Origin of the sequence: Streptomyces sp. NPDC056628 (assembly GCF_042792555.1) — a bacterium.
In the GTDB taxonomy this organism is placed as follows: Bacteria; Actinomycetota; Actinomycetes; order Streptomycetales; family Streptomycetaceae; genus Streptomyces.
This window is the reverse complement of the sequence record NZ_JBHTWG010000017.1, coordinates 127,071-145,468: the sequence shown is the minus strand read 5'-3', so window position 1 is coordinate 145,468 and position 18,398 is coordinate 127,071. Positions and strand designations below refer to the sequence as shown.

Here is an 18,398-nt window from a genome sequence, read left to right as displayed (position 1 = left end):
TCCGCGTACTGGGCGTACGCGGACGATCCCGACAACGCGGCGAGGCGCCGTGCCAGGCGTCGCGGACCAGACGGGACTTTCGAAACACGCCCTAGTCCTTGTCCAGCACGAAGGACGTCTGCACCGTGCCGAAGCCCGGCGTCTTCGTCTCCACCAGGTAGGTCCCGGCCTTGGCCGCGCCGGCCTTCGGGGTCGCGCACTGCGGCGCGCTCGCCTTGCGGTCCCACTTCACGGTGTACGTGATGCTCGCCCCGGCGGGCACCCGGAACTGCAGGTTGCCGGCGCCCTTGGGGCAGTCGGCGGAGGACCAGATGTCGTCGTCGGCGCCGGCCTGCGTGATGGTCGTCACGGCGTTCTTCGGACCCAGATCGATCTTGCAGTCGTAGCCGGAGGAGTTCGCCGCCGTCAGCCGCAACGTGGGCTGCCGGCCGGGGGCGTAGGAGTTGCGCAGGCTGCGCAGCGTCAACTTCACCTGTCCGGCGACGCAGTTGGGCAGCGAGGACCCCTCGGCGACCGTGTCGCCCGCGCCGACCGCGGCGCCCGGGCCGCCGACCTCGGAACCGCCGCCGGAGCCGGCCTCACCGCCGGAACTCCCGCCCTCACCGCCGCCGGAGCCCGATCCGGAGCCGTCGTCCGAACCCGATCCGCCGGAGTCCCCGCCGCCGGTCGACTCGTCGCGCCCGCCCGGCGCCTGGCTGATGGCCGGACCCGAGCCCGACGGACCCGGAGTGATCGTCGAGGGCGAGGGATTCTTGCCGTCGGATCCGCCGGCGCCGTTCTTGCCGCCGCCACCGCCCGAGGTGACCACCCAGGTGACCACGAGCGCCAACAGGGCGACCACGGACAGCATGACGGCCCTCCGTCGCCAGTAGATGGAGGAGGGAAGCGGCCCGACCGGATTGCGCAAAGATCCCACGGCCCAAACTGTACGAGAGATCGGTGCCCGACCTGGCGTCACCCGCCGCCGAGACGACAACTTTTCCGGATCATCATCCCGGAGACCTCCCGCAGCGGCCCCGCGCGGTCGAACTGGTCGGACCCGAGCGGCACTTCACGGCCGGGGACACGGGCCGCCACACAGCCCGTCCCCGGCGGGAAACGCACCGAGACCGCCGCCTCCCCTTCCCGCCGCCCCCGGCATGGCAGGATCGGAAGGCCATGACTGCGCCCACGAAACCCCCGCACAGCCACTCCGCCGCGCCCCGTTCCGACGGCCCCCTGGGTCAGCCGCTGCACGGCGCCGTCATCGACTGGTTCGAGGAGAACGCCCGCGACCTCCCCTGGCGGCGCCCCGACGCCGGCCCCTGGGGCGTGATGGTCAGTGAGTTCATGCTCCAGCAGACACCGGTCAGCCGCGTCCTGCCCGTCTACGAGCAGTGGCTGGCCCGCTGGCCCCGTCCCGCCGACCTCGCCAAGGACACTCCCGGCGAGGCGGTGCGCGCCTGGGGCCGCCTCGGCTACCCGCGCCGCGCGCTACGGCTGCACGGTGCCGCCGTCGCCATAGCGGAACGGCACGGCGGCGACGTACCGACCGACCACGCCCAGCTCCTGGCGCTGCCCGGCATCGGCGAGTACACGGCGGCGGCGGTCGCGTCCTTCGCCTACGGCCAGCGGCACGCCGTCCTGGACACCAACGTCCGCCGGGTGATCGCCCGCGCCGTGACCGGCGTGCAGTACCCGCCGAACGCCACGACGGCCGCGGAGCGCAAGCTCGCCCGCGCGCTGCTCCCCGAGGACGAGCACACCGCCTCGCGGTGGGCGGCCGCGTCGATGGAGCTCGGCGCGCTGGTGTGCACGGCGAAGAACGAGGCGTGCCACCGCTGCCCGATCGCCGCGCAGTGCGCGTGGCAGCTGGCGGGCAAGCCCGAGCACCAGGGGCCGCCGCGCCGGGGGCAGACGTACGCCGGGACCGACCGGCAGGTGCGCGGCAAGCTGCTCGCCGTGCTGCGGGACGCGCACGCGCCCGTGCCGCAGGCCGCGCTCGACCGGGTGTGGCACGAACCGGTGCAGCGGGCCCGGGCCTTGGACGGTCTGGTCGCGGACGGTCTGGTGGAGCCGCTGCCGGACGGGATGTACCGGCTGCCGGCGAGCTGACGGCCGGCGGGAGGACCGGTCCCTGTCACAGGAACCGGGCTCCCGCGCCCCGTACTTCACAGCCGTTCCTCAGTCCATACACGGACATATCGCCACACAACACGTCCAACCATCCCGGCCGTTTCGCCCGTTTCCTGCTTCCGTTACACAACCGACGGACAGCCGAGCGTTCCCCGCAGGCTGCCTCGGACAGCCCCGTGACAACGCCTCCGTAGCTTCTTTCCCGTACCCGGCGGACGGGGACGACCACGAAGCACAGGCAGGAAGACCGACGGCGAACAGGCCGCCGGTGACGGGGAATCAGGAGGCGGTCAGCATGGCGCAGGGAGAGGTGCTCGAGTTCGAGGAGTACGTCCGTACGCGGCAGGACGCGCTGCTGCGCAGCGCCCGCCGGCTGGTCCCGGACCCGGTCGACGCCCAGGACCTGCTGCAGACCGCGCTGGTGCGCACGTACCACCGCTGGGACGGCATCGCGGACAAGCGCCTCGCCGACGCCTACCTGCGCCGCGTGATGATCAACACCCGTACCGAGTGGTGGCGTGCGCGCAAGCTGGAGGAGGTCCCCACCGAACAGCTGCCCGACGCCTCGGTCGACGACGCCACTGAGCAGCACGCGGACCGCGCCCTGCTGATGGACATCATGAAGGTTCTCGCTCCCAAGCAACGCAGTGTCGTGGTCCTGCGACACTGGGAGCAGATGTCCACGGAGGAGACGGCCGCCGCCCTCGGCATGTCGGCGGGAACGGTCAAGAGCACGCTGCACCGGGCGCTCGCCCGGCTCCGCGAGGAGCTGGAGAACCGCGATCTGGACGCACGCGCGCTGGAGCGTGAGGAGCGGGAGCGTTGCGCGGCCTAGGCACGACGACGGGCGGCACCGGGCGCTCGGACGACGGCGGTCCCGGCACCGAGCCGGACGCCGAGGACGGCGAACCGGCGGTCCGGGGGAACTTTCAGGCGGCGTTCACGGCGGTGGCCGTGGTCGTCGCCCTCGCCCTTTTCGCCTCCGCCTGCGCCACCGGCGGCACCGGCGCCCGGGACGAGGGCCCGGCGCACGCGGAGACCGTGGGCAGTTCGGCCCGCACCTCACCGGAGCTCGCCTCCGCCACCCCCACACCGGTCCCGGACCGGCGCGCGGCCGTCCGGCTGGTCAAGGCGGACCCTGAGGTCTCCGGGCAGGTCAAGCGGGAGCTGAAACCGTGTGTGTCCGACGAGTACCCGGTGGACGTGTCGTACGGTGACCTCACCGGAGGGCCGTCCGACGACATCGTGGTCAACGTCCTGTCCTGCGGGGACGCGGTCGGGGTCGCCTCGTACGTGTACCGGGAGCGCGGCGGCGCGTACCGCAACGTCTTCAAGGCCGAGGAGCCGCCCGTCTACGCCGAGATCGACCGGGGCTACCTGGTGGTGACCGAGCAGGTGTACGCCAAGGACGACGCGCTGTCGAACCCGTCGAGCGAGAACGTCGTGTCGTACCGGTGGACGGCCGGCCGGTTCGTGCGGGAGTACAGCACGCACACCGACTACGGCACCCTGGACGACGGCCAGGACACGCAAGCGCCGGCCGGCTGAGTGGCGCCGCCCACGGCGGTGAACGCTTCGCCGGGCCCACGCGTCTGTGAAGTGAGCACGTCCGACGCACCCCTGACCGCACACGAGGACTGAGAGCACCTGGATGGCAGAGCAGACCCACGTCCTGTTCGTCGAGGACGACGACGTCATCCGTGAGGCGACCCAGCTCGCCCTGGAGCGGGACGGCTTCGCGGTCACGGCCATGCCCGACGGGCTGTCGGGGCTGGAGGCGTTCCGGGCCGACCGGCCCGACATCGCGCTCCTGGACGTCATGGTCCCGGGCCTGGACGGCGTGAGCCTGTGCCGCCGGATCCGGGACGAGTCGACCGTGCCGGTGATCATGCTGTCGGCCCGCGCGGACTCCATCGACGTGGTGCTGGGCCTGGAGGCGGGCGCCGACGACTACGTCACCAAGCCCTTCGACGGTGCCGTCCTGGTCGCGCGCATCCGGGCGGTGCTGCGCCGCTTCGGGCACGCGAGCGGCCACGACCGGGGGGAGGACGGCGGGGACGGGGCCGCCGGCGGGCTGCTGACCTTCGGGGACCTGGAGGTCGACACCGAGGGCATGGAGGTGCGCCGGGCCGGGCAGCCGGTGGCGCTCACACCGACCGAGATGCGCCTGCTGCTGGAGTTCTCCTCCGCGCCCGGGACCGTGCTGTCCCGCGACAAGCTGCTGGAGCGCGTGTGGGACTACGGCTGGGGCGGGGACACCCGGGTCGTGGACGTCCATGTGCAGCGGCTGCGCCAGAAGATCGGCCAGGACCGGGTCGAGACGGTCCGTGGCTTCGGCTACAAGTTGAAGGCCTGAGCGGGGCGCCATGCGGGGGTTGTTCGGACGTACGGCCGCGTCGGGCGCGGGGAGCGCCGGGCTCACCGAGCCGGCCACGGGCGGGGGCCCGGGCGCCGGCGGTGTCATGGACCTGGACCGGCCTGGGGGCGCGCTCATGAGGGGTCGTACGCGGGGGCGCTTCGCCGGTCTGCGGGGCCGGGTGGCGATCCGCACGGGCCTGCGCTGGAAGCTGAGCGCGGCGATCGCGCTGGTCGGCGCGCTCGTCGCGGTCGTGCTCAGCCTGGTCGTGCACAACCAGGCCCGGGTCTCGATGCTGGACAGCGCGCGTGACGTCGCGGACGAGCGGGTGCAGATCGCCCAGCGCAGCTTCGAGCAGTCCAAGCGGCCGAACTTCCCCAACGCCACGATCGACGATCCGGAGCTGCCCGCCGCGCTGCGCGACAAGGTCGAGGAGGGCCGGCGGGCGACCTACGTCACGGAGACCGCCGGTGGCGCGCCCGACATCTGGGCGGCCGTCCCGCTGAGCAACGGGCATGTGCTGTCGCTGCGGACCGGCTGGACCGACCGCAGCGAGCAGATCCTCCACCGGCTCGACCAGGCCATGATCATCGGCTGTATCGCGGTGGTGCTCGGCGGGAGCGCGCTCGGGGTGCTCATCGGCGGGCAGCTGTCACGCCGGCTGCGCAAGGCGGCGGCCGCGGCCAACCGGGTCGCGAGCGGCGAGCCGGACGTCCGGGTGCGGGACGCCATCGGGGGTGTCGTACGGGACGAGACCGACGATCTCGCGAGTGCGGTGGACGCCATGGCGGACGCGCTCCAGCAGCGGCTGGAGGCGGAGCGCCGGGTCACCGCCGACATCGCGCACGAACTGCGCACGCCGGTGACCGGGCTGCTGACGGCGGCCGAGCTGCTGCCGCCCGGGCGGCCCACGGAGCTGGTCCTGGACCGGGCGAAGGCCATGCGCACGCTGGTCGAGGACGTCCTGGAGGTGGCGCGGCTGGACAGCGCCTCGGAGCGCGCCGAGCTGCAGGACATCCTGCTGGGCGAGTTCGTCGTCCGCCGGGTCGCGGTGAAGGACCCCGCGATCGAGGTGCGGGTCGTGCACGAGTCGGAGGTCACGACGGACCCGCGGCGGCTGGAGCGCGTGCTGTTCAACCTGCTGGCGAACGCCGCGCGGCACGGCAGGCCGCCCGTCGAGGTCACCGTGGAGGGGCGGGTCGTCCGGGTGCGCGACCACGGCCCCGGTTTCCCCGACCACCTGCTCGCCGACGGTCCCAGCCGCTTCCGCACCGGCAGCAGCGACCGCGCCGGGCACGGCCACGGTCTGGGGCTGACGATCGCGGCGGGCCAGGCCAGGGTGCTGGGCGCCCGGCTGACGTTCCGCAACATCCGCCCGGCGGGCTCCGCGGACCACGTCCCGGCCGAGGGCGCGGTGGCGGTCCTGTGGCTGCCGGAGCACGCGCCGACGAGCACGGGCAGCTATCCCCTGCTCCCGTGAGGACACGCGCGAGGGCCCCCGTACGGCGATCCGTACAGGGGCCCTCTCGTGGTCCGGCGGCGTGCCTACTCCGTGGGTCCGGCCTCGGGCCCGGTCCCCTTGAGCGGGACCTCCTTCACGAACACAGCCGTCATCAGGGACAGCACGGCGACCACGGAGCCCAGCAGGAACGCGGAGTGCGTCCCGGACGACACCGCGTGCTGGTACGCCTCACGGGCCGCCTCCGGCAGCTTCGCGAGGCTGGCCGCGTCCAGCTGCGCCGACTGCTCGGTGATCTTCGTGCCCAGGGCACCGGCCCGCTCGGACATGACGTCCTGCACCCGGTTGTTGAACAGCGCGCCCATGATCGCGACACCGAAGGAGGAGCCGAGCGTACGGAAGAGCGTGGTGGAGGAGGAGGCGACGCCCATGTCCTTCATCTCGACGCTGTTCTGCGCGACGAGCATGGTGATCTGCATCAGACAGCCCATGCCGAAGCCGACGACCGCCATGAACACGCCGGAGGTGAACCGGCTGGTCCCGGTGTCCATGGTCGACAGCAGGTAGAGGCCGACGACCATCAGCGCGCTGCCGACGACCGGGAAGAGCTTGTAGCGCCCGGTGTTCGTGGTCACCCGGCCGGCGACCATCGAGGTGACGAGCATCGCCCCGAGCATCGGGAGCAGCAGCAGCCCGGAGTTGGTGGCCGAGGCGCCCTGCACGGACTGCTGGTACAGCGGCAGGAACAGCGTGGCGCCGAACATCACGAAGCCGGTGATGAAGCCGATCACGGACATCAGGGTGAAGTTCCGGCTGCGGAAGATGTGCAGCGGCACGACCGGCTCGGCGGCCTTGGTCTGCCAGAACACGAACCCGACGAGCGCGACGACGCCGATCGCGACGAGCTCCATGATCATCGCGGAGGTCCAGGCGTACTCGGTGCCGCCCCACGTGGTCACCAGCACGATCGCGGTGATGCCCACGGTCAGCAGCCCCGCGCCCAGGTAGTCGATGCGCGCCTGCGCCCGCTTCCTCGGCAGGTGGAGCACGACGCTGATCGCGGCGAGCGCCACGACGCCGAGGGGCAGGTTGATGTAGAAGGCCCAGCGCCAGCCCCAGTGGTCGGTGATGGTGCCGCCGACGAGCGGGCCGCCGATCATCGCCAGCGCCATGACGCCGGCCATCATGCCCTGGTACTTGCCGCGCTCCCGCGGCGGGATCAGGTCACCGATGATCGCCATGACGCCGACCATCAGACCGCCGGCGCCGAGGCCCTGCACGGCCCGGAAGCCGATGAGCTGGCCCATGTCCTGGGCCATGCCGCTGAGGGCGGAGCCGACGAGGAACAGCACGATCGACGCCATGAAGACGCCCTTGCGCCCGTACATGTCGCCGAGCTTGCCCCACAGCGGGGTGGAGGCCGCGGTGGCCAGCGTGTACGCCGTCACGACCCACGACAGATGTTCCAGACCGCCGAGCTCGCCCACGATCGTCGGCATCGCGGTGCCGATGATCATGTTGTCGAGCATGGCCAGCATCATAGTGATCATCAATGCGAGGAGGACGACGCGCACGCTCCTCGGCTGTTCGCCGGCCTGGTCCTCCTGACCCGCCGGTCCGGTGTCCACCGTCAGTGTCTCGGCCATGATCCCCACTCCCCCAGGTACTTACTTGCCGCCCGGCTAGTTGCCTACACTCAGGGAGGAAATTAGACAGTGAACTAGCCGGGCGTCAAGTAAGTTTTCCTGAGGGCCGAGGAGTACGAGGATGGGTGGCACCATGGACGGCACCAAACAGCGGCGCCGCGGGAACACCCGCCAGCGCATCCAGGACGTGGCCCTGGAGCTCTTCGCCGAGCAGGGATACGAGAAGACCTCGCTGCGGGAGATCGCCGAGCGCCTGGACGTCACCAAGGCCGCGCTCTACTACCACTTCAAGACCAAGGAAGAGATCATCGTCAGCCTCTTCGAGGATCTGACGAAGCCGATCGAGGAGCTCATCGAGTGGGGCCGGCGGCAGCCGCACACCCTGGACACGAAGCAGGAGATCGTCCGCCGCTACAGCCAGACCCTGACCGACGCGGCCCCGCTCTTCCGCTTCATGCAGGAGAACCAGGCGACGGTCCGCGAGCTGAGCATCGGCGAGATGTTCAAGTCCCGCATGCTCGGCATGCGGGACATCATCATCGACCCGGACGCCGAGCTGGTCGACCAGGTGCGCTGCGTCAGCGCGCTGTTCACGCTGCACGCCGGGATGTTCGTGCTCAGAGACCTCGAAGGCGACCCCGAGGACAAGCGGGAAGCCGTCCTCGAGGTCGCCATCGATCTGGTCACCCAGGCGCATGAGGGCGCCCGGACGTCGCGGTAGGTCAGACCTGCAGACCCTGGGCCCGCAGGAAGGACACCGGGTCGACCGCGGAGCCGTAGTTGGGGGTCTTGCGGATCTCGAAGTGCAGGTGGGGACCGGTGGAGTTACCGGTGTTGCCGGACTTGGCTATCTCCTGGCCGGTCTTGACGACCTGGCCGATCCGCACCTCGATGCGCGACAGGTGGGCGTACTGGGAGTACGTGCCGTTGCCGTGCTTGATCACGATCGCGTTGCCGTACGCCGGACCGTCACCGGCGCCGTTGCCGCCGGCCTTCACGACGGTGCCGCCGTGCGCGGCCACGACCTGGGTGCCGCTGGGCACCGCGAAGTCCTGACCGCTGTGCTTGTGGGCCCAGCGGGCGCCGTTCTGCATGAACGAGGCGGACTTCGTGTACTTCTTCACCGGGGCCACCCAGGACACGGCCTTCTTGGCGGCGGCGCTCTGCGCCGTGACGGCGGCGGAGGCACCGGTGCCCGAGTTCATCTCGGCAGCGACCGCGCCTCCGGCGCCCAGCACGACCGAGGCCCCCAGGCCGGCGGCCAGCACAGCTGCACGGGTGCGGAGCGCGGACGTACGGGGCGAACGGAGAGAAAAGCGCGGGGACATTCGAAACCTCGTGGGGGAGACGACAGGAAAGGCCATTCGGCACGTGAGCCGCACCGGATGGCGTCATCCTTGGTAACCCCACTCCCGCCCTGGAACAAAACCCCCTATCTACGACGGACTCTAGTACTTCCTCGTAAAAATCAATGAATCTTGGCAGAGCGCCCAATACGGACGAACCAGGTCACAAGCCCTGGCAGGGGGCCGCACCAGGGGCGCCTGCCCGTTTTACCCCTTTGGGTACGTCCACTATTTCCGCTAGTAAGTGACGTACCTCCTGTGCCCCATGTCACCGGCCCCGCCCTCTCCGGAACCCCGGAATGTGACCGGCACTACGTGAATGCACGGGCCTTTCGGTAACGAATTCGCGCCCGCCTCTGTGAGCCACGCCTCTTCGTCGGCTACCGTCCGGTAACCCGCGGGATTCCCGCGCGTCACTACGTTCCACGACCATGCACGCGACAAGTCAGCGCACATGACGTGAGAGGACCCCCCACATGACGCTTCGCCCCTGGGCGCGCCGTATCGCGGTCGGAACCACCTCCGCCGCCGCCCTCGTGGCCCTCGCGGTACCCGCCGAAGCGGCGGCGCCCGCGACGACGTCCGCGGCCGCCACGACCGCCGTGACGGCCGCCGCGGACGTCGACTACGCCACCTGGCAACGGGACTGCCAGGCGGTGATGGACCAGGCCCTGCCGGATCTGAAGCAGCGGATCGCCGACGCCCGGCCCGGTGAGCGGCAGGCGATCGTCTTCGACATCGACAACACGACCCTGGAGACGGACTTCGGCTTCAGCTTCCCGCAGCCGGCCAACAGGCCCCCCCTGCGGGTCGCCCAGTACGCCCAGGACCACGGTGTCGCCCTGTTCTTCGTGACGGCCCGCCCGGGCATCATCGCCGGGGCCACCGACTTCAACCTCGAGCACGTCGGCTACGAGGTGTCGGGCCTGTATGTGCGCGGGTTCCTCGACCTGTTCAAGAACGTCGCCGACTACAAGACGGCCCAGCGCGCCGACATCGAGAAGCGCGGCTACACGATCATCGCGAACATCGGCAACAGCGCCACCGACCTCTCGGGCGGCCACGCCGAGAAGACGTACAAGCTCCCCGACTACGACGGACAGCTGTCGTAGGAAACCGTCCGGGCACGCCGAAGGGGCCGGTGCTGGTCGGCACCGGCCCCTTCGGGTGGGTCGTGAGGCTTACGCCTCCTTGCTCAGGTTCGGGCCCGTCCCACCGGCGGCCTGCTCGATCGGCGGGACGTCCGGCAGGGCCGACTTCTCCTCGCCGCGGAAGGTGAAGGTCTTGCTCTCACCCTCGCCCTCGGTGTCCACGACCACGATGTGGCCGGGGCGCAGCTCGCCGAAGAGGATCTTCTCCGACAGGGAGTCCTCGATCTCGCGCTGGATGGTCCGGCGCAGCGGCCGGGCGCCCAGCACGGGGTCGTAACCCTTCTTGGACAGCAGCTCCTTGGCGGACTGGGAGAGCTCGATGCCCATGTCCCGGTCCTTCAGGCGCTCGTCCACCTTGCCGATCATCAGGTCGACGATCCGCAGGATGTCCTCCTGCGTGAGCTGCGGGAAGACGACCACGTCGTCGACGCGGTTGAGGAACTCGGGGCGGAAGTGCTGCTTGAGCTCGTCCGACACCTTGTTCTTCATGCGCTCGTAGTTGGTCTTCGTGTCGCCCGAGGCCGCGAAGCCCAGGTTGAAGCCCTTGGAGATGTCCCGGGTGCCAAGGTTGGTCGTCATGATGATGACCGTGTTCTTGAAGTCCACGACCCGGCCCTGGGAGTCGGTCAGGCGACCGTCCTCCAGGATCTGCAGCAGCGAGTTGAAGATGTCCGGGTGGGCCTTCTCGACCTCGTCGAAGAGGACCACGGAGAACGGCTTGCGGCGGACCTTCTCGGTCAGCTGGCCACCCTCTTCGTAGCCCACGTAGCCGGGAGGCGAACCGAAGAGCCGCGAGACCGTGTGCTTCTCGCTGAACTCCGACATGTCGAGGGAGATCAGCGCGTCCTCGTCGCCGAAGAGGAACTCGGCGAGCGCCTTGGACAGCTCGGTCTTACCGACACCGGAGGGGCCGGCGAAGATGAACGAGCCACCGGGACGCTTCGGGTCCTTCAGACCGGCACGCGTACGGCGGATCGCCTTCGACAGCGCCTTGACGGCGTCGACCTGGCCGATGACCCGCTTGTGGAGCTCGTCCTCCATGCGCAGCAGACGGGACGACTCCTCCTCGGTCAGCTTGAAGACCGGGATGCCGGTGGCGGTCGCGAGGACCTCGGCGATCAGCTCGCCGTCGACCTCGGCGACGACGTCCATGTCGCCGGCCTTCCACTCCTTCTCCCGCTTGGCCTTGGCGGCGAGGAGCTGCTTCTCCTTGTCGCGCAGGGAGGCGGCCTTCTCGAAGTCCTGCGAGTCGATCGCGGACTCCTTGTCCCGGCGGACACCGGCGATCTTCTCGTCGAACTCGCGCAGGTCCGGCGGCGCGGTCATCCGGCGGATGCGCATCCGGGAACCGGCCTCGTCGATCAGGTCGATCGCCTTGTCCGGCAGGAAGCGGTCCGAGATGTACCGGTCGGCCAGGGTGGCGGCCTGGACCAGTGCCTCGTCCGTGATGGAGACCCGGTGGTGGGCCTCGTACCGGTCACGCAGACCCTTGAGGATCTCGATCGTGTGCGGCAGGGACGGCTCCGCGACCTGGATGGGCTGGAAGCGGCGCTCGAGGGCCGCGTCCTTCTCCAGGTGCTTGCGGTACTCGTCCAGGGTGGTCGCACCGATGGTCTGCAGCTCACCGCGGGCCAGCATCGGCTTCAGGATCGAAGCGGCGTCGATGGCGCCCTCGGCGGCACCCGCACCGACCAGCGTGTGGAGCTCGTCGATGAACAGGATGATGTCGCCGCGGGTGCGGATCTCCTTGAGGACCTTCTTCAGGCGCTCCTCGAAGTCACCGCGGTAGCGGGAGCCGGCGACCAGCGCGCCGAGGTCCAGGGTGTAGAGGTGCTTGTCCTTGAGGGTCTCGGGCACCTCGCCCTTGACGATGGCCTGGGCGAGGCCCTCGACGACGGCGGTCTTGCCGACGCCGGGCTCACCGATCAGGACCGGGTTGTTCTTGGTACGGCGGGACAGCACCTGCATGACCCGCTCGATCTCCTTCTCGCGCCCGATGACCGGGTCGAGCTTGGACTCACGAGCGGCCTGGGTGAGGTTCCGGCCGAACTGGTCGAGGACCAGGGACGTCGAGGGGGTGCCCTCGGCAGGCCCGCCGGCGGTGGCGGTCTCCTTGCCCTGGTAACCGGAGAGCAGCTGGATCACCTGCTGCCGCACGCGGTTCAGATCAGCGCCCAGCTTGACCAGGACCTGGGCGGCGACGCCCTCGCCCTCACGGATCAGGCCGAGCAGGATGTGCTCCGTGCCGATGTAGTTGTGGCCCAGCTGAAGGGCCTCGCGGAGCGACAGCTCCAGGACCTTCTTGGCACGGGGGGTGAAGGGGATGTGCCCGGACGGGGCCTGCTGGCCCTGACCGATGATCTCCTCCACCTGCTGGCGGACCGCCTCGAGCGAAATCCCGAGGCTCTCAAGGGCCTTGGCGGCGACACCCTCACCCTCATGGATCAGGCCCAGGAGAATGTGCTCGGTGCCGATGTAGTTGTGGTTGAGCATCCGGGCTTCTTCCTGAGCCAGGACGACAACCCGCCGCGCGCGGTCGGTGAACCTCTCGAACATCGTTAATCGCTCCTCAGAGCGGTCAGGCAGTGGGGGGAACTTCCCCTCCCTGTCCTTCCGCAGCTTAGTCCCGCAAGCGGGGACCGCTCATTCCAACTGCCGACACCGTGGATGGCCTCCTGACCCGTGACGCCGACATCTGCTCCAACCCGATGGTGCGAGACGATGTTCCCGCAGGCCAGGTGGTTACCCTCACCACCAGTACGCCGATGGCGAACGTGAGACTCACTCTGCTGCGTGTCGCCCCCTCCCACTAGGGATGTCTTACCCGCGGGGACTGACACTCCATGCCGTGGCCCCCGGTTCCCTCCGCTACGGGCGAACAACCTTGCGCCGCCTCACACCTCCGAGCACCCCCCAGAGCCGGACGCTGCGCAGCCGCCGAAACACACACCGTAACCGTCCAGGTGGTCCGGCTGTTCACCGGACATGGTCGGCCCCCGCCCCGCCGTCGCCGCGGAACCCGCCGCGATCCCCCCGCCCCGTCGGCCGCCCGATCCGCACGCACCGCTCCGCCGGTGGTACGGGACGGTCCTCGGCTGGGCGGCGCTGCTCACCCCGCCCGGCCCCGCGCCGTGCCTGCGCCTGCGCCTGGGGGTGCGGTTCGACGTGCTGGACGTCCCGGCCGAAGCGGGCCGGGCCGCGCTGCGCCATCTCGCCCCCGGGTCCCCGGTGGCGGCCCTGGGCGGCCGGATGCGGCTGCTGGTGGCGGCGGGAAGCGCCCCGGAGGTGCCGGGGGTGCTGGACTGGCTGGAGTGGGGCGCGCTGCCGCTCGACCTGGAGGTGCTCGGCGCGGGCGCCCACATGGAGGCGCCCCTGCCGTCCGGGCAGGGGCTCATGACGCCTGTACGAGGCTCCGCCGGCCGGCCGGTGCTGCCGGAGCCGGGCGGGACGCGACCGCTTCCGCGGGGCCGCTCCGGTGCCGTGCAGGGGGCCGCCGTGTGGCTGCGGCCCCCCGAGCCTGGGGACGAGGTCGAGGCCTCACTGCCGACGCTGTCGGCCCTTGGGGGCGGTGGGGACGCCCCCGATCTGGTGCGGGTGCTGGACACGGTGGCGACGCACTGCCACCGCCTGCGGCTGCGGCGCGGACATACCCGGCCGCCCGTCGGTCCGTAGCTCAGCCGTTGGCCTTCTCGTAGGCCTCGCGGATGCTCGCGGGCACACGGCCGCGGTCGTTGACCTCGTAGCCGTTCTCCTTCGCCCACGCACGGATCTGCGCGGTGTCCTGGCTGCCGCCGCCGGAGGCGGCACGCGCCTTTCCACGCCCACCCGAAGCACGGCCTCCGGTGCGACGGCCGCCCTTCACGTAAGGCTCGAGAAGGCCACGGAGCTTGTCCGCATTGGCAGTGGTGAGATCGATCTCGTACGTCTTGCCGTCCAGCGCGAACGTCACGGTCTCGTCCGCCTCGCCGCCGTCGAGGTCATCGACAAGAAGGACCTGAACCTTCTGTGCCACCGGATTTCCTTTCATCGATAACGTGAGGGCCGGGGGTCGCGGCGTCCGCCGTTTCGCCGTCCCCTGTTATATGCAGTACTGCAGTACGTCGGAAAGCAAACCGCTTTTGCCGGAAAAACACAAACCCCCGGGAGAGACCGGCTCCCGCCCACGCCCCGGAAACATACGCGTTTCGGACATAGGGCACCTGGGCATGCCCGGTCGGGCGGAATACGGCTTGCCGATCCGGCGATCACAGATGCAGAAGCATCCGGCTGTTGCCCAAGGTGTTCGGTTTCACTCGTTCGAGACCCAGGAACTCCGCGACGCCTTCGTCATAGGAACGCAGCAGCTCGGCGTAGACATCCGTGTCGACCGGGGTCTCCCCGATCTCGACGAAGCCGTGCTTGCCGAAGAAGTCCACTTCGAAGGTCAGACAGAAAACCCGGCGAACACCCAGCCAGCGCGCGGTGTGCAGCAACTTCTCCAGCAACTGGTGCCCGACGCCGGCGCCCCGCAGGCCGGGCTTCACGGCCAGGGTGCGGACTTCCGCCAGGTCCTCCCACATGACGTGCAGGGCACCGCAGCCGACGACCTCGCCGTTGTCGTCACGTTCCGCGACCCAGAACTCCTGGATGTCCTCGTAAAGCGTGACCGTGGCTTTGTCGAGCAGGATCCGGCGCTGGACGTACGCGTCAAGCAGTCGGCGCACCACCGGGACATCGCCGGTACGCGCCCGCCGGACGGTGATGGCTTTTGCGGTGACTTCCTGGCTCCCCGCCGAGGCGCTTCCCCCGGAGTGACTCTCTGCTGACATGAGCGGACGCTATCGCCCGCCGGGCCCCTGTGCCGAGCCGGGGTTCTCCTCAGCGGTATCGCCGCCCGTATGGGAGTCGGTATCGGTGCCGGAGGTATAGGCGCCGCCGCTATCGCCGCCGGTAACGCCGCGCGTATCGGGCGGTTGCGGCGGCTCGGCCGATTCCGGGCCCTGGGCGATGCGTACGGCGTCCCGCAGGGCGGTGCGCTGTTCCTCGCTCATCATGCCGAAGAACGCGACGAGAGCGGCGGCGGGGTTGTCGCTCTGCGACCAGGCCTCGTTCATCAGGGCCGCCGCGTAGGCGGCGCGAGTGGAGACCGCCTCATATCGATAGGCGCGGCCTTCCGCCTCGCGTCGGACCCAGCCCTTCTGATGAAGATTGTCCATAACGGTCATCACGGTCGTGTACGCGATGGACCGTTCCTGCTGGAGATCTTCCAGGACTTCTCGAACGGTCACGGGGCGGTTCCACTTCCACACCCGCGTCATGACCGCGTCTTCGAGTTCTCCCAAGGGGCGAGGCACAACTCAGAACAATAGTGGCAGAACTGATCGTTTGCTCTCCGACGTGCACCTTCAGCGGCAAAGCCGAACAAAAAGGGCGTACGACCCGGAAAGCGCACGGAGAGCGTGCGTGGCCGGAGCCGTACGCCGGAGGGGCCGGGCGGGTCAGGCGTCGGGCTGCGAGGAAGTCCCGCGAGAGCCCTCCGCGCGTGCCAGGGCGGCGTCCACGGCCGCGTCCTCCTTGGCCTTGTTCGCCCCGCCCTGCGTCTTCACGATCACCCGGATCAGCCCGATGAAGAACACGGCCATCACGACCGGGGGGAGCAGTGCGGAGACGTAGTCCATGGGCCCCAGGGTAGCCACGGGGCGCGGCGATCTTCGCGCAGGGGCGGTCAGCCGGCCGCCAGCTGCTGGGGCGCGGCGGCGGCCGGCGGGGCGGGCTTGCGGCGGGGGAAGACCTCGCCGGGGGTCGGGATGGGGCGGTCCGGCTTCGGGGCGGCGGGCTCCCGGCCGGGTGCCGGCGCCGGGGTGGCCGGCTTCTCGGCGGGCCGTTTGCGGGCCGGCTTCGCGGGTTCGTCCCCGGCGGCCTGGGCGGGCAGGGTGACGGCCGCGTCCGCGAGGCCCCCAGGGAGGGCCTGGAGGCGGGCACGGGACGCCGGGATGACCGGCCTGGCCGGAGCGGCCGGGGCGGGGGCGGACCGCGGCAGGAGGGCCACCACGTCCGTCGCGGCCTGGGGGCGGCAGCGGGCCAGCAGGGCGGCCGCGACGCGGTTGCCGCGCAGGGCCCCGAGCGCGGCGAGGTCGTCGGCGGTGGGCCGGTGCCCGGCGTCCAGGGCCTCCGCGAGGAGGGCGAGGTAGCCCATCGCGCCGCCGGGGAGGGCGGCGCGGTAGCGGGCGAGGTCGTCCAGCAGGAAGGCGCGCTGCCGGGCGCCTTCGCGGATCGCCTCGTCGAGCGACTCGGCGAGATGGAGACAGTCATGGACGTCTTCTGCCGAGGCGGGGCCGGCATGGAGGGCAAGGGCCAGGGCGCGGCGGAGCACACGCAGCTCCTCCGCACCGAAGGCCATACCGCCGAGGGATCCGTAGGGCGTGGGCATGCCGCGACGATACGCGCTAATCGGACAATCCCGGCATAGGGGAATGGGTGTCGCCGGGGAGACACCCAGCTGGGGGTGCGCGGGACGACGACCGGGCTCACCAGGGCCGATACGGCGTGACCGGCCCTGGTGGCGGGGTCAGGTCCGGGCGACGTTGCGTTCGTAGACCAGGCGGAGCCCGATCAGGGTCAGCCACGGCTCGTGCTCGTCGATGACGGTGCTCTCCCCGAGCACCGTCGGGGCCAGCCCGCCCGTGGCGATCACCGTCACGTCGTCGGGGTCGTCCGCGAGCTCGCGCGCCATGCGGGTGACCACCCCGTCGACCTGGCCCGCGAAGCCGTAGACGATGCCCGACTGCATCGCCGCCACGGTGTTCTTGCCGATCACGGTCCGGGGCCGGGCCACCTCGATCTTCCGCAGCTGCGCGGCCTTGACCCCGAGGGCCTCCACCGAGATCTCGATACCGGGCGCGATCACGCCGCCCACGTACTCCCCGCGCGCGGAGACCGCGTCGAACGTGGTCGCCGTGCCGAAGTCGACGACGATCGCCGGGCCGCCGTACAGCTCGTTCGCCGCGACCGCGTTGATGATGCGGTCGGCGCCGACCTCCTTGGGGTTGTCGAACTGGATCGGCACGCCCGTCTTCACGCCCGGTTCGACGAGGACGGCGGGAACGTCTCCGTAGTAGCGGCGGGTCACCTCGCGCAGCTCGTGCAGGACCGACGGGACGGTCGCGCAGATGGCGATGCCGTCGATCCCGTCGCCCAGTTCGTCACCGAGGAGCGGGTGCATGCCCATCAGGCCCTGCAGGAGGACCGCGAGCTCGTCGGCGGTGCGGCGCGCGTCCGTGGAGATGCGCCAGTGCTCGACGATGTCCTCGCCGTCGAAGAGGCCGAGGACGGTGTGGGTGTTGCCTACGTCGATCGTGAGCAGCATGCCGGTACCTACTCCGCCGCTCGCAGGTCCAGGCCGATGTCGAGGATCGGCGAGGAGTGGGTGAGGGCGCCGACGGCGAGGTAGTCCACGCCGGTGGCGGCGTACGCCTCGGCGTTGTCGAGGGTCAGCCGGCCGGACGCCTCCAGGGCGGCGCGGCCGTCGACGATCGCGACGGCCTCCTCGCACTCGACCGGCGTGAAGTTGTCCAGCAGGATCAGGTCGGCGCCGGCGTCCACGACCTCGCGGAGCTGGTGCATGGTGTCGACCTCGACCTCGATCGGCACGTCCGGGAATGCCTCGCGGACCGCCTTGAAGGCCTGTGTCACTCCGCCCGCCGCGACGACGTGGTTGTCCTTGACCAGGGCCGCGTCCGACAGGGACATGCGGTGGTTGACGCCGCCGCCGCAGCGCACGGCGTACTTCTCCAGCGCGCGCAGGCCCGGCGTCGTCTTGCGGGTGTCGCGGACCTTCGCCCTGGTGCCGTCCAGGGCGTCCGCCCACGCGCGCGTGGCCGTGGCGATGCCCGACAGACGGCACAGGATGTTCAGGGCGCTGCGCTCGGCGGTCAGCAGGTCGCGGGTGCGGGTGGTCACGGACAGGAGCTTCTGCCCCGCTGTGATCCGGTCGCCGTCCTCGACGTGCCGCTCGACCTCGAACTCGTCCTCGCAGACGATCGAGAGGACCGCCTCGGCGACCCTGAGGCCGGCCACGACGCCGCCCTCGCGGGCGACGAAGTCGGCGGTGGCGACGGCCTCCTCGGGGATGGTCGCGACCGTCGTCACGTCCACGCCGCCGGCGAGGTCCTCCTGCAGGGCCACATTGGCGATGTCCTCGACCTCGACGGGGTCGAGACCCGCGTCGGCGAGGAGCTGGGCGAGCGCGGGGTCGAGCCCGCACTCCAGGTACTCCTCGCCGGCGCCGCAGGCGCAGTCGTCGCCGCAGCCGCCGTTCGAAGCGAGGGGAAGGTCGGGGGTGGTCAC

At 70.6% G+C, this 18,398-nt stretch carries 19 protein-coding genes; 8 read left to right on the top strand and 11 right to left on the bottom strand.

Features of this window, described 5'->3' with window-relative positions; genetic code table 11:
• Positions 1 to 91: 91 nt before the first annotated feature.
• Positions 92 to 916 carry a hypothetical protein gene (locus ACFRAC_RS21730; RefSeq protein WP_382925975.1) on the bottom strand — a complete coding sequence of 275 codons (825 nt, stop codon included), beginning with the start codon at positions 914 to 916 and terminating at the stop codon, positions 92 to 94.
• 242 nt (positions 917 to 1,158) lie between these two features.
• On the opposite strand from ACFRAC_RS21730, the gene ACFRAC_RS21725 reads away from it, so the two are divergent.
• From ACFRAC_RS21725 to cseC, 5 genes are all read left to right on the top strand, one after another.
• Positions 1,159 to 2,094: an A/G-specific adenine glycosylase gene (locus ACFRAC_RS21725; RefSeq protein WP_382925973.1), complete on the top strand. Its 936-nt coding sequence runs from the start codon at positions 1,159 to 1,161 to the stop codon at positions 2,092 to 2,094.
• Between the two features lie 316 nt (positions 2,095 to 2,410).
• Positions 2,411 to 2,950 (top strand): SigE family RNA polymerase sigma factor, encoded by a 540-nt coding sequence (locus ACFRAC_RS21720; RefSeq protein WP_055624676.1) that lies wholly within the window; start codon positions 2,411 to 2,413, stop codon positions 2,948 to 2,950.
• Complete coding sequence (locus ACFRAC_RS21715; protein ID WP_382925970.1) at positions 2,938 to 3,663, top strand: hypothetical protein; 726 nt, start codon at positions 2,938 to 2,940, stop codon at positions 3,661 to 3,663. The genes ACFRAC_RS21720 and ACFRAC_RS21715 overlap by 13 nt, the downstream gene beginning before the upstream one ends.
• Before the next feature lie 103 nt (positions 3,664 to 3,766).
• Positions 3,767 to 4,471, top strand: a complete 705-nt coding sequence (cseB, locus tag ACFRAC_RS21710; RefSeq protein WP_382925968.1) for a two-component system response regulator CseB — start codon at positions 3,767 to 3,769, stop codon at positions 4,469 to 4,471.
• A gap of 136 nt (positions 4,472 to 4,607) precedes the next feature.
• Positions 4,608 to 5,951, top strand: a complete 1,344-nt coding sequence (cseC, locus tag ACFRAC_RS21705) for a two-component system sensor histidine kinase CseC (protein WP_382925965.1) — start codon at positions 4,608 to 4,610, stop codon at positions 5,949 to 5,951.
• Between the two features lie 65 nt (positions 5,952 to 6,016).
• Here cseC and ACFRAC_RS21700 read toward each other — a convergent pair whose 3' ends face one another.
• Positions 6,017 to 7,576, bottom strand: coding sequence for an MDR family MFS transporter (locus tag ACFRAC_RS21700; RefSeq protein WP_382925962.1), 1,560 nt, complete (start codon positions 7,574 to 7,576; stop codon positions 6,017 to 6,019).
• Between the two features lie 121 nt (positions 7,577 to 7,697).
• Here ACFRAC_RS21700 and ACFRAC_RS21695 point away from each other — a divergent pair, with 121 nt between their 5' ends.
• Positions 7,698 to 8,297: a TetR/AcrR family transcriptional regulator gene (locus ACFRAC_RS21695; protein WP_382925958.1), complete on the top strand. Its 600-nt coding sequence runs from the start codon at positions 7,698 to 7,700 to the stop codon at positions 8,295 to 8,297.
• 1 nt (position 8,298) lies between these two features.
• On the opposite strand, the gene ACFRAC_RS21690 is transcribed toward ACFRAC_RS21695, so the two are convergent.
• Entirely contained in the window at positions 8,299 to 8,904 is a 606-nt protein-coding gene (locus ACFRAC_RS21690; RefSeq protein WP_382925955.1) for a M23 family metallopeptidase, read from the bottom strand.
• A 494-nt stretch (positions 8,905 to 9,398) separates the two neighbouring features.
• On the opposite strand from ACFRAC_RS21690, the gene ACFRAC_RS21685 reads away from it, so the two are divergent.
• The gene (locus tag ACFRAC_RS21685; protein ID WP_382925953.1) at positions 9,399 to 10,034 is read left to right on the top strand and encodes an HAD family acid phosphatase; all 636 of its coding nucleotides are present in this window, start codon (positions 9,399 to 9,401) and stop codon (positions 10,032 to 10,034) included.
• A 69-nt stretch (positions 10,035 to 10,103) separates the two neighbouring features.
• Here ACFRAC_RS21685 and ACFRAC_RS21680 read toward each other — a convergent pair whose 3' ends face one another.
• Positions 10,104 to 12,629: an ATP-dependent Clp protease ATP-binding subunit gene (locus tag ACFRAC_RS21680; RefSeq protein WP_086867140.1), complete on the bottom strand. Its 2,526-nt coding sequence runs from the start codon at positions 12,627 to 12,629 to the stop codon at positions 10,104 to 10,106.
• Positions 12,630 to 13,058: 429 nt separating this feature from the next.
• Here ACFRAC_RS21680 and ACFRAC_RS21675 point away from each other — a divergent pair, with 429 nt between their 5' ends.
• Positions 13,059 to 13,745, top strand: coding sequence for an SCO3374 family protein (locus ACFRAC_RS21675; RefSeq protein ID WP_382925950.1), 687 nt, complete (start codon positions 13,059 to 13,061; stop codon positions 13,743 to 13,745).
• A gap of 1 nt (position 13,746) precedes the next feature.
• On the opposite strand, the gene ACFRAC_RS21670 is transcribed toward ACFRAC_RS21675, so the two are convergent.
• From ACFRAC_RS21670 to nadC, 7 genes are all read right to left on the bottom strand, one after another.
• Positions 13,747 to 14,085, bottom strand: coding sequence for an Lsr2 family protein (locus ACFRAC_RS21670; protein ID WP_055624684.1), 339 nt, complete (start codon positions 14,083 to 14,085; stop codon positions 13,747 to 13,749).
• Positions 14,086 to 14,317: 232 nt separating this feature from the next.
• Positions 14,318 to 14,881 carry an amino-acid N-acetyltransferase gene (locus ACFRAC_RS21665; RefSeq protein ID WP_361345306.1) on the bottom strand — a complete coding sequence of 188 codons (564 nt, stop codon included), beginning with the start codon at positions 14,879 to 14,881 and terminating at the stop codon, positions 14,318 to 14,320.
• A 9-nt stretch (positions 14,882 to 14,890) separates the two neighbouring features.
• Positions 14,891 to 15,370: a BlaI/MecI/CopY family transcriptional regulator gene (locus tag ACFRAC_RS21660; protein ID WP_382925997.1), complete on the bottom strand. Its 480-nt coding sequence runs from the start codon at positions 15,368 to 15,370 to the stop codon at positions 14,891 to 14,893.
• 180 nt (positions 15,371 to 15,550) lie between these two features.
• Positions 15,551 to 15,730, bottom strand: a complete 180-nt coding sequence (locus ACFRAC_RS21655; protein WP_361345310.1) for a hypothetical protein — start codon at positions 15,728 to 15,730, stop codon at positions 15,551 to 15,553.
• 47 nt (positions 15,731 to 15,777) lie between these two features.
• Positions 15,778 to 16,452: a hypothetical protein gene (locus ACFRAC_RS21650; protein ID WP_382925994.1), complete on the bottom strand. Its 675-nt coding sequence runs from the start codon at positions 16,450 to 16,452 to the stop codon at positions 15,778 to 15,780.
• Positions 16,453 to 16,620: 168 nt separating this feature from the next.
• Positions 16,621 to 17,418, bottom strand: a complete 798-nt coding sequence (locus ACFRAC_RS21645) for a type III pantothenate kinase (RefSeq protein ID WP_382925945.1) — start codon at positions 17,416 to 17,418, stop codon at positions 16,621 to 16,623.
• A gap of 8 nt (positions 17,419 to 17,426) precedes the next feature.
• Complete coding sequence (nadC, locus tag ACFRAC_RS21640) at positions 17,427 to 18,398, bottom strand: carboxylating nicotinate-nucleotide diphosphorylase (RefSeq protein ID WP_382925991.1); 972 nt, start codon at positions 18,396 to 18,398, stop codon at positions 17,427 to 17,429.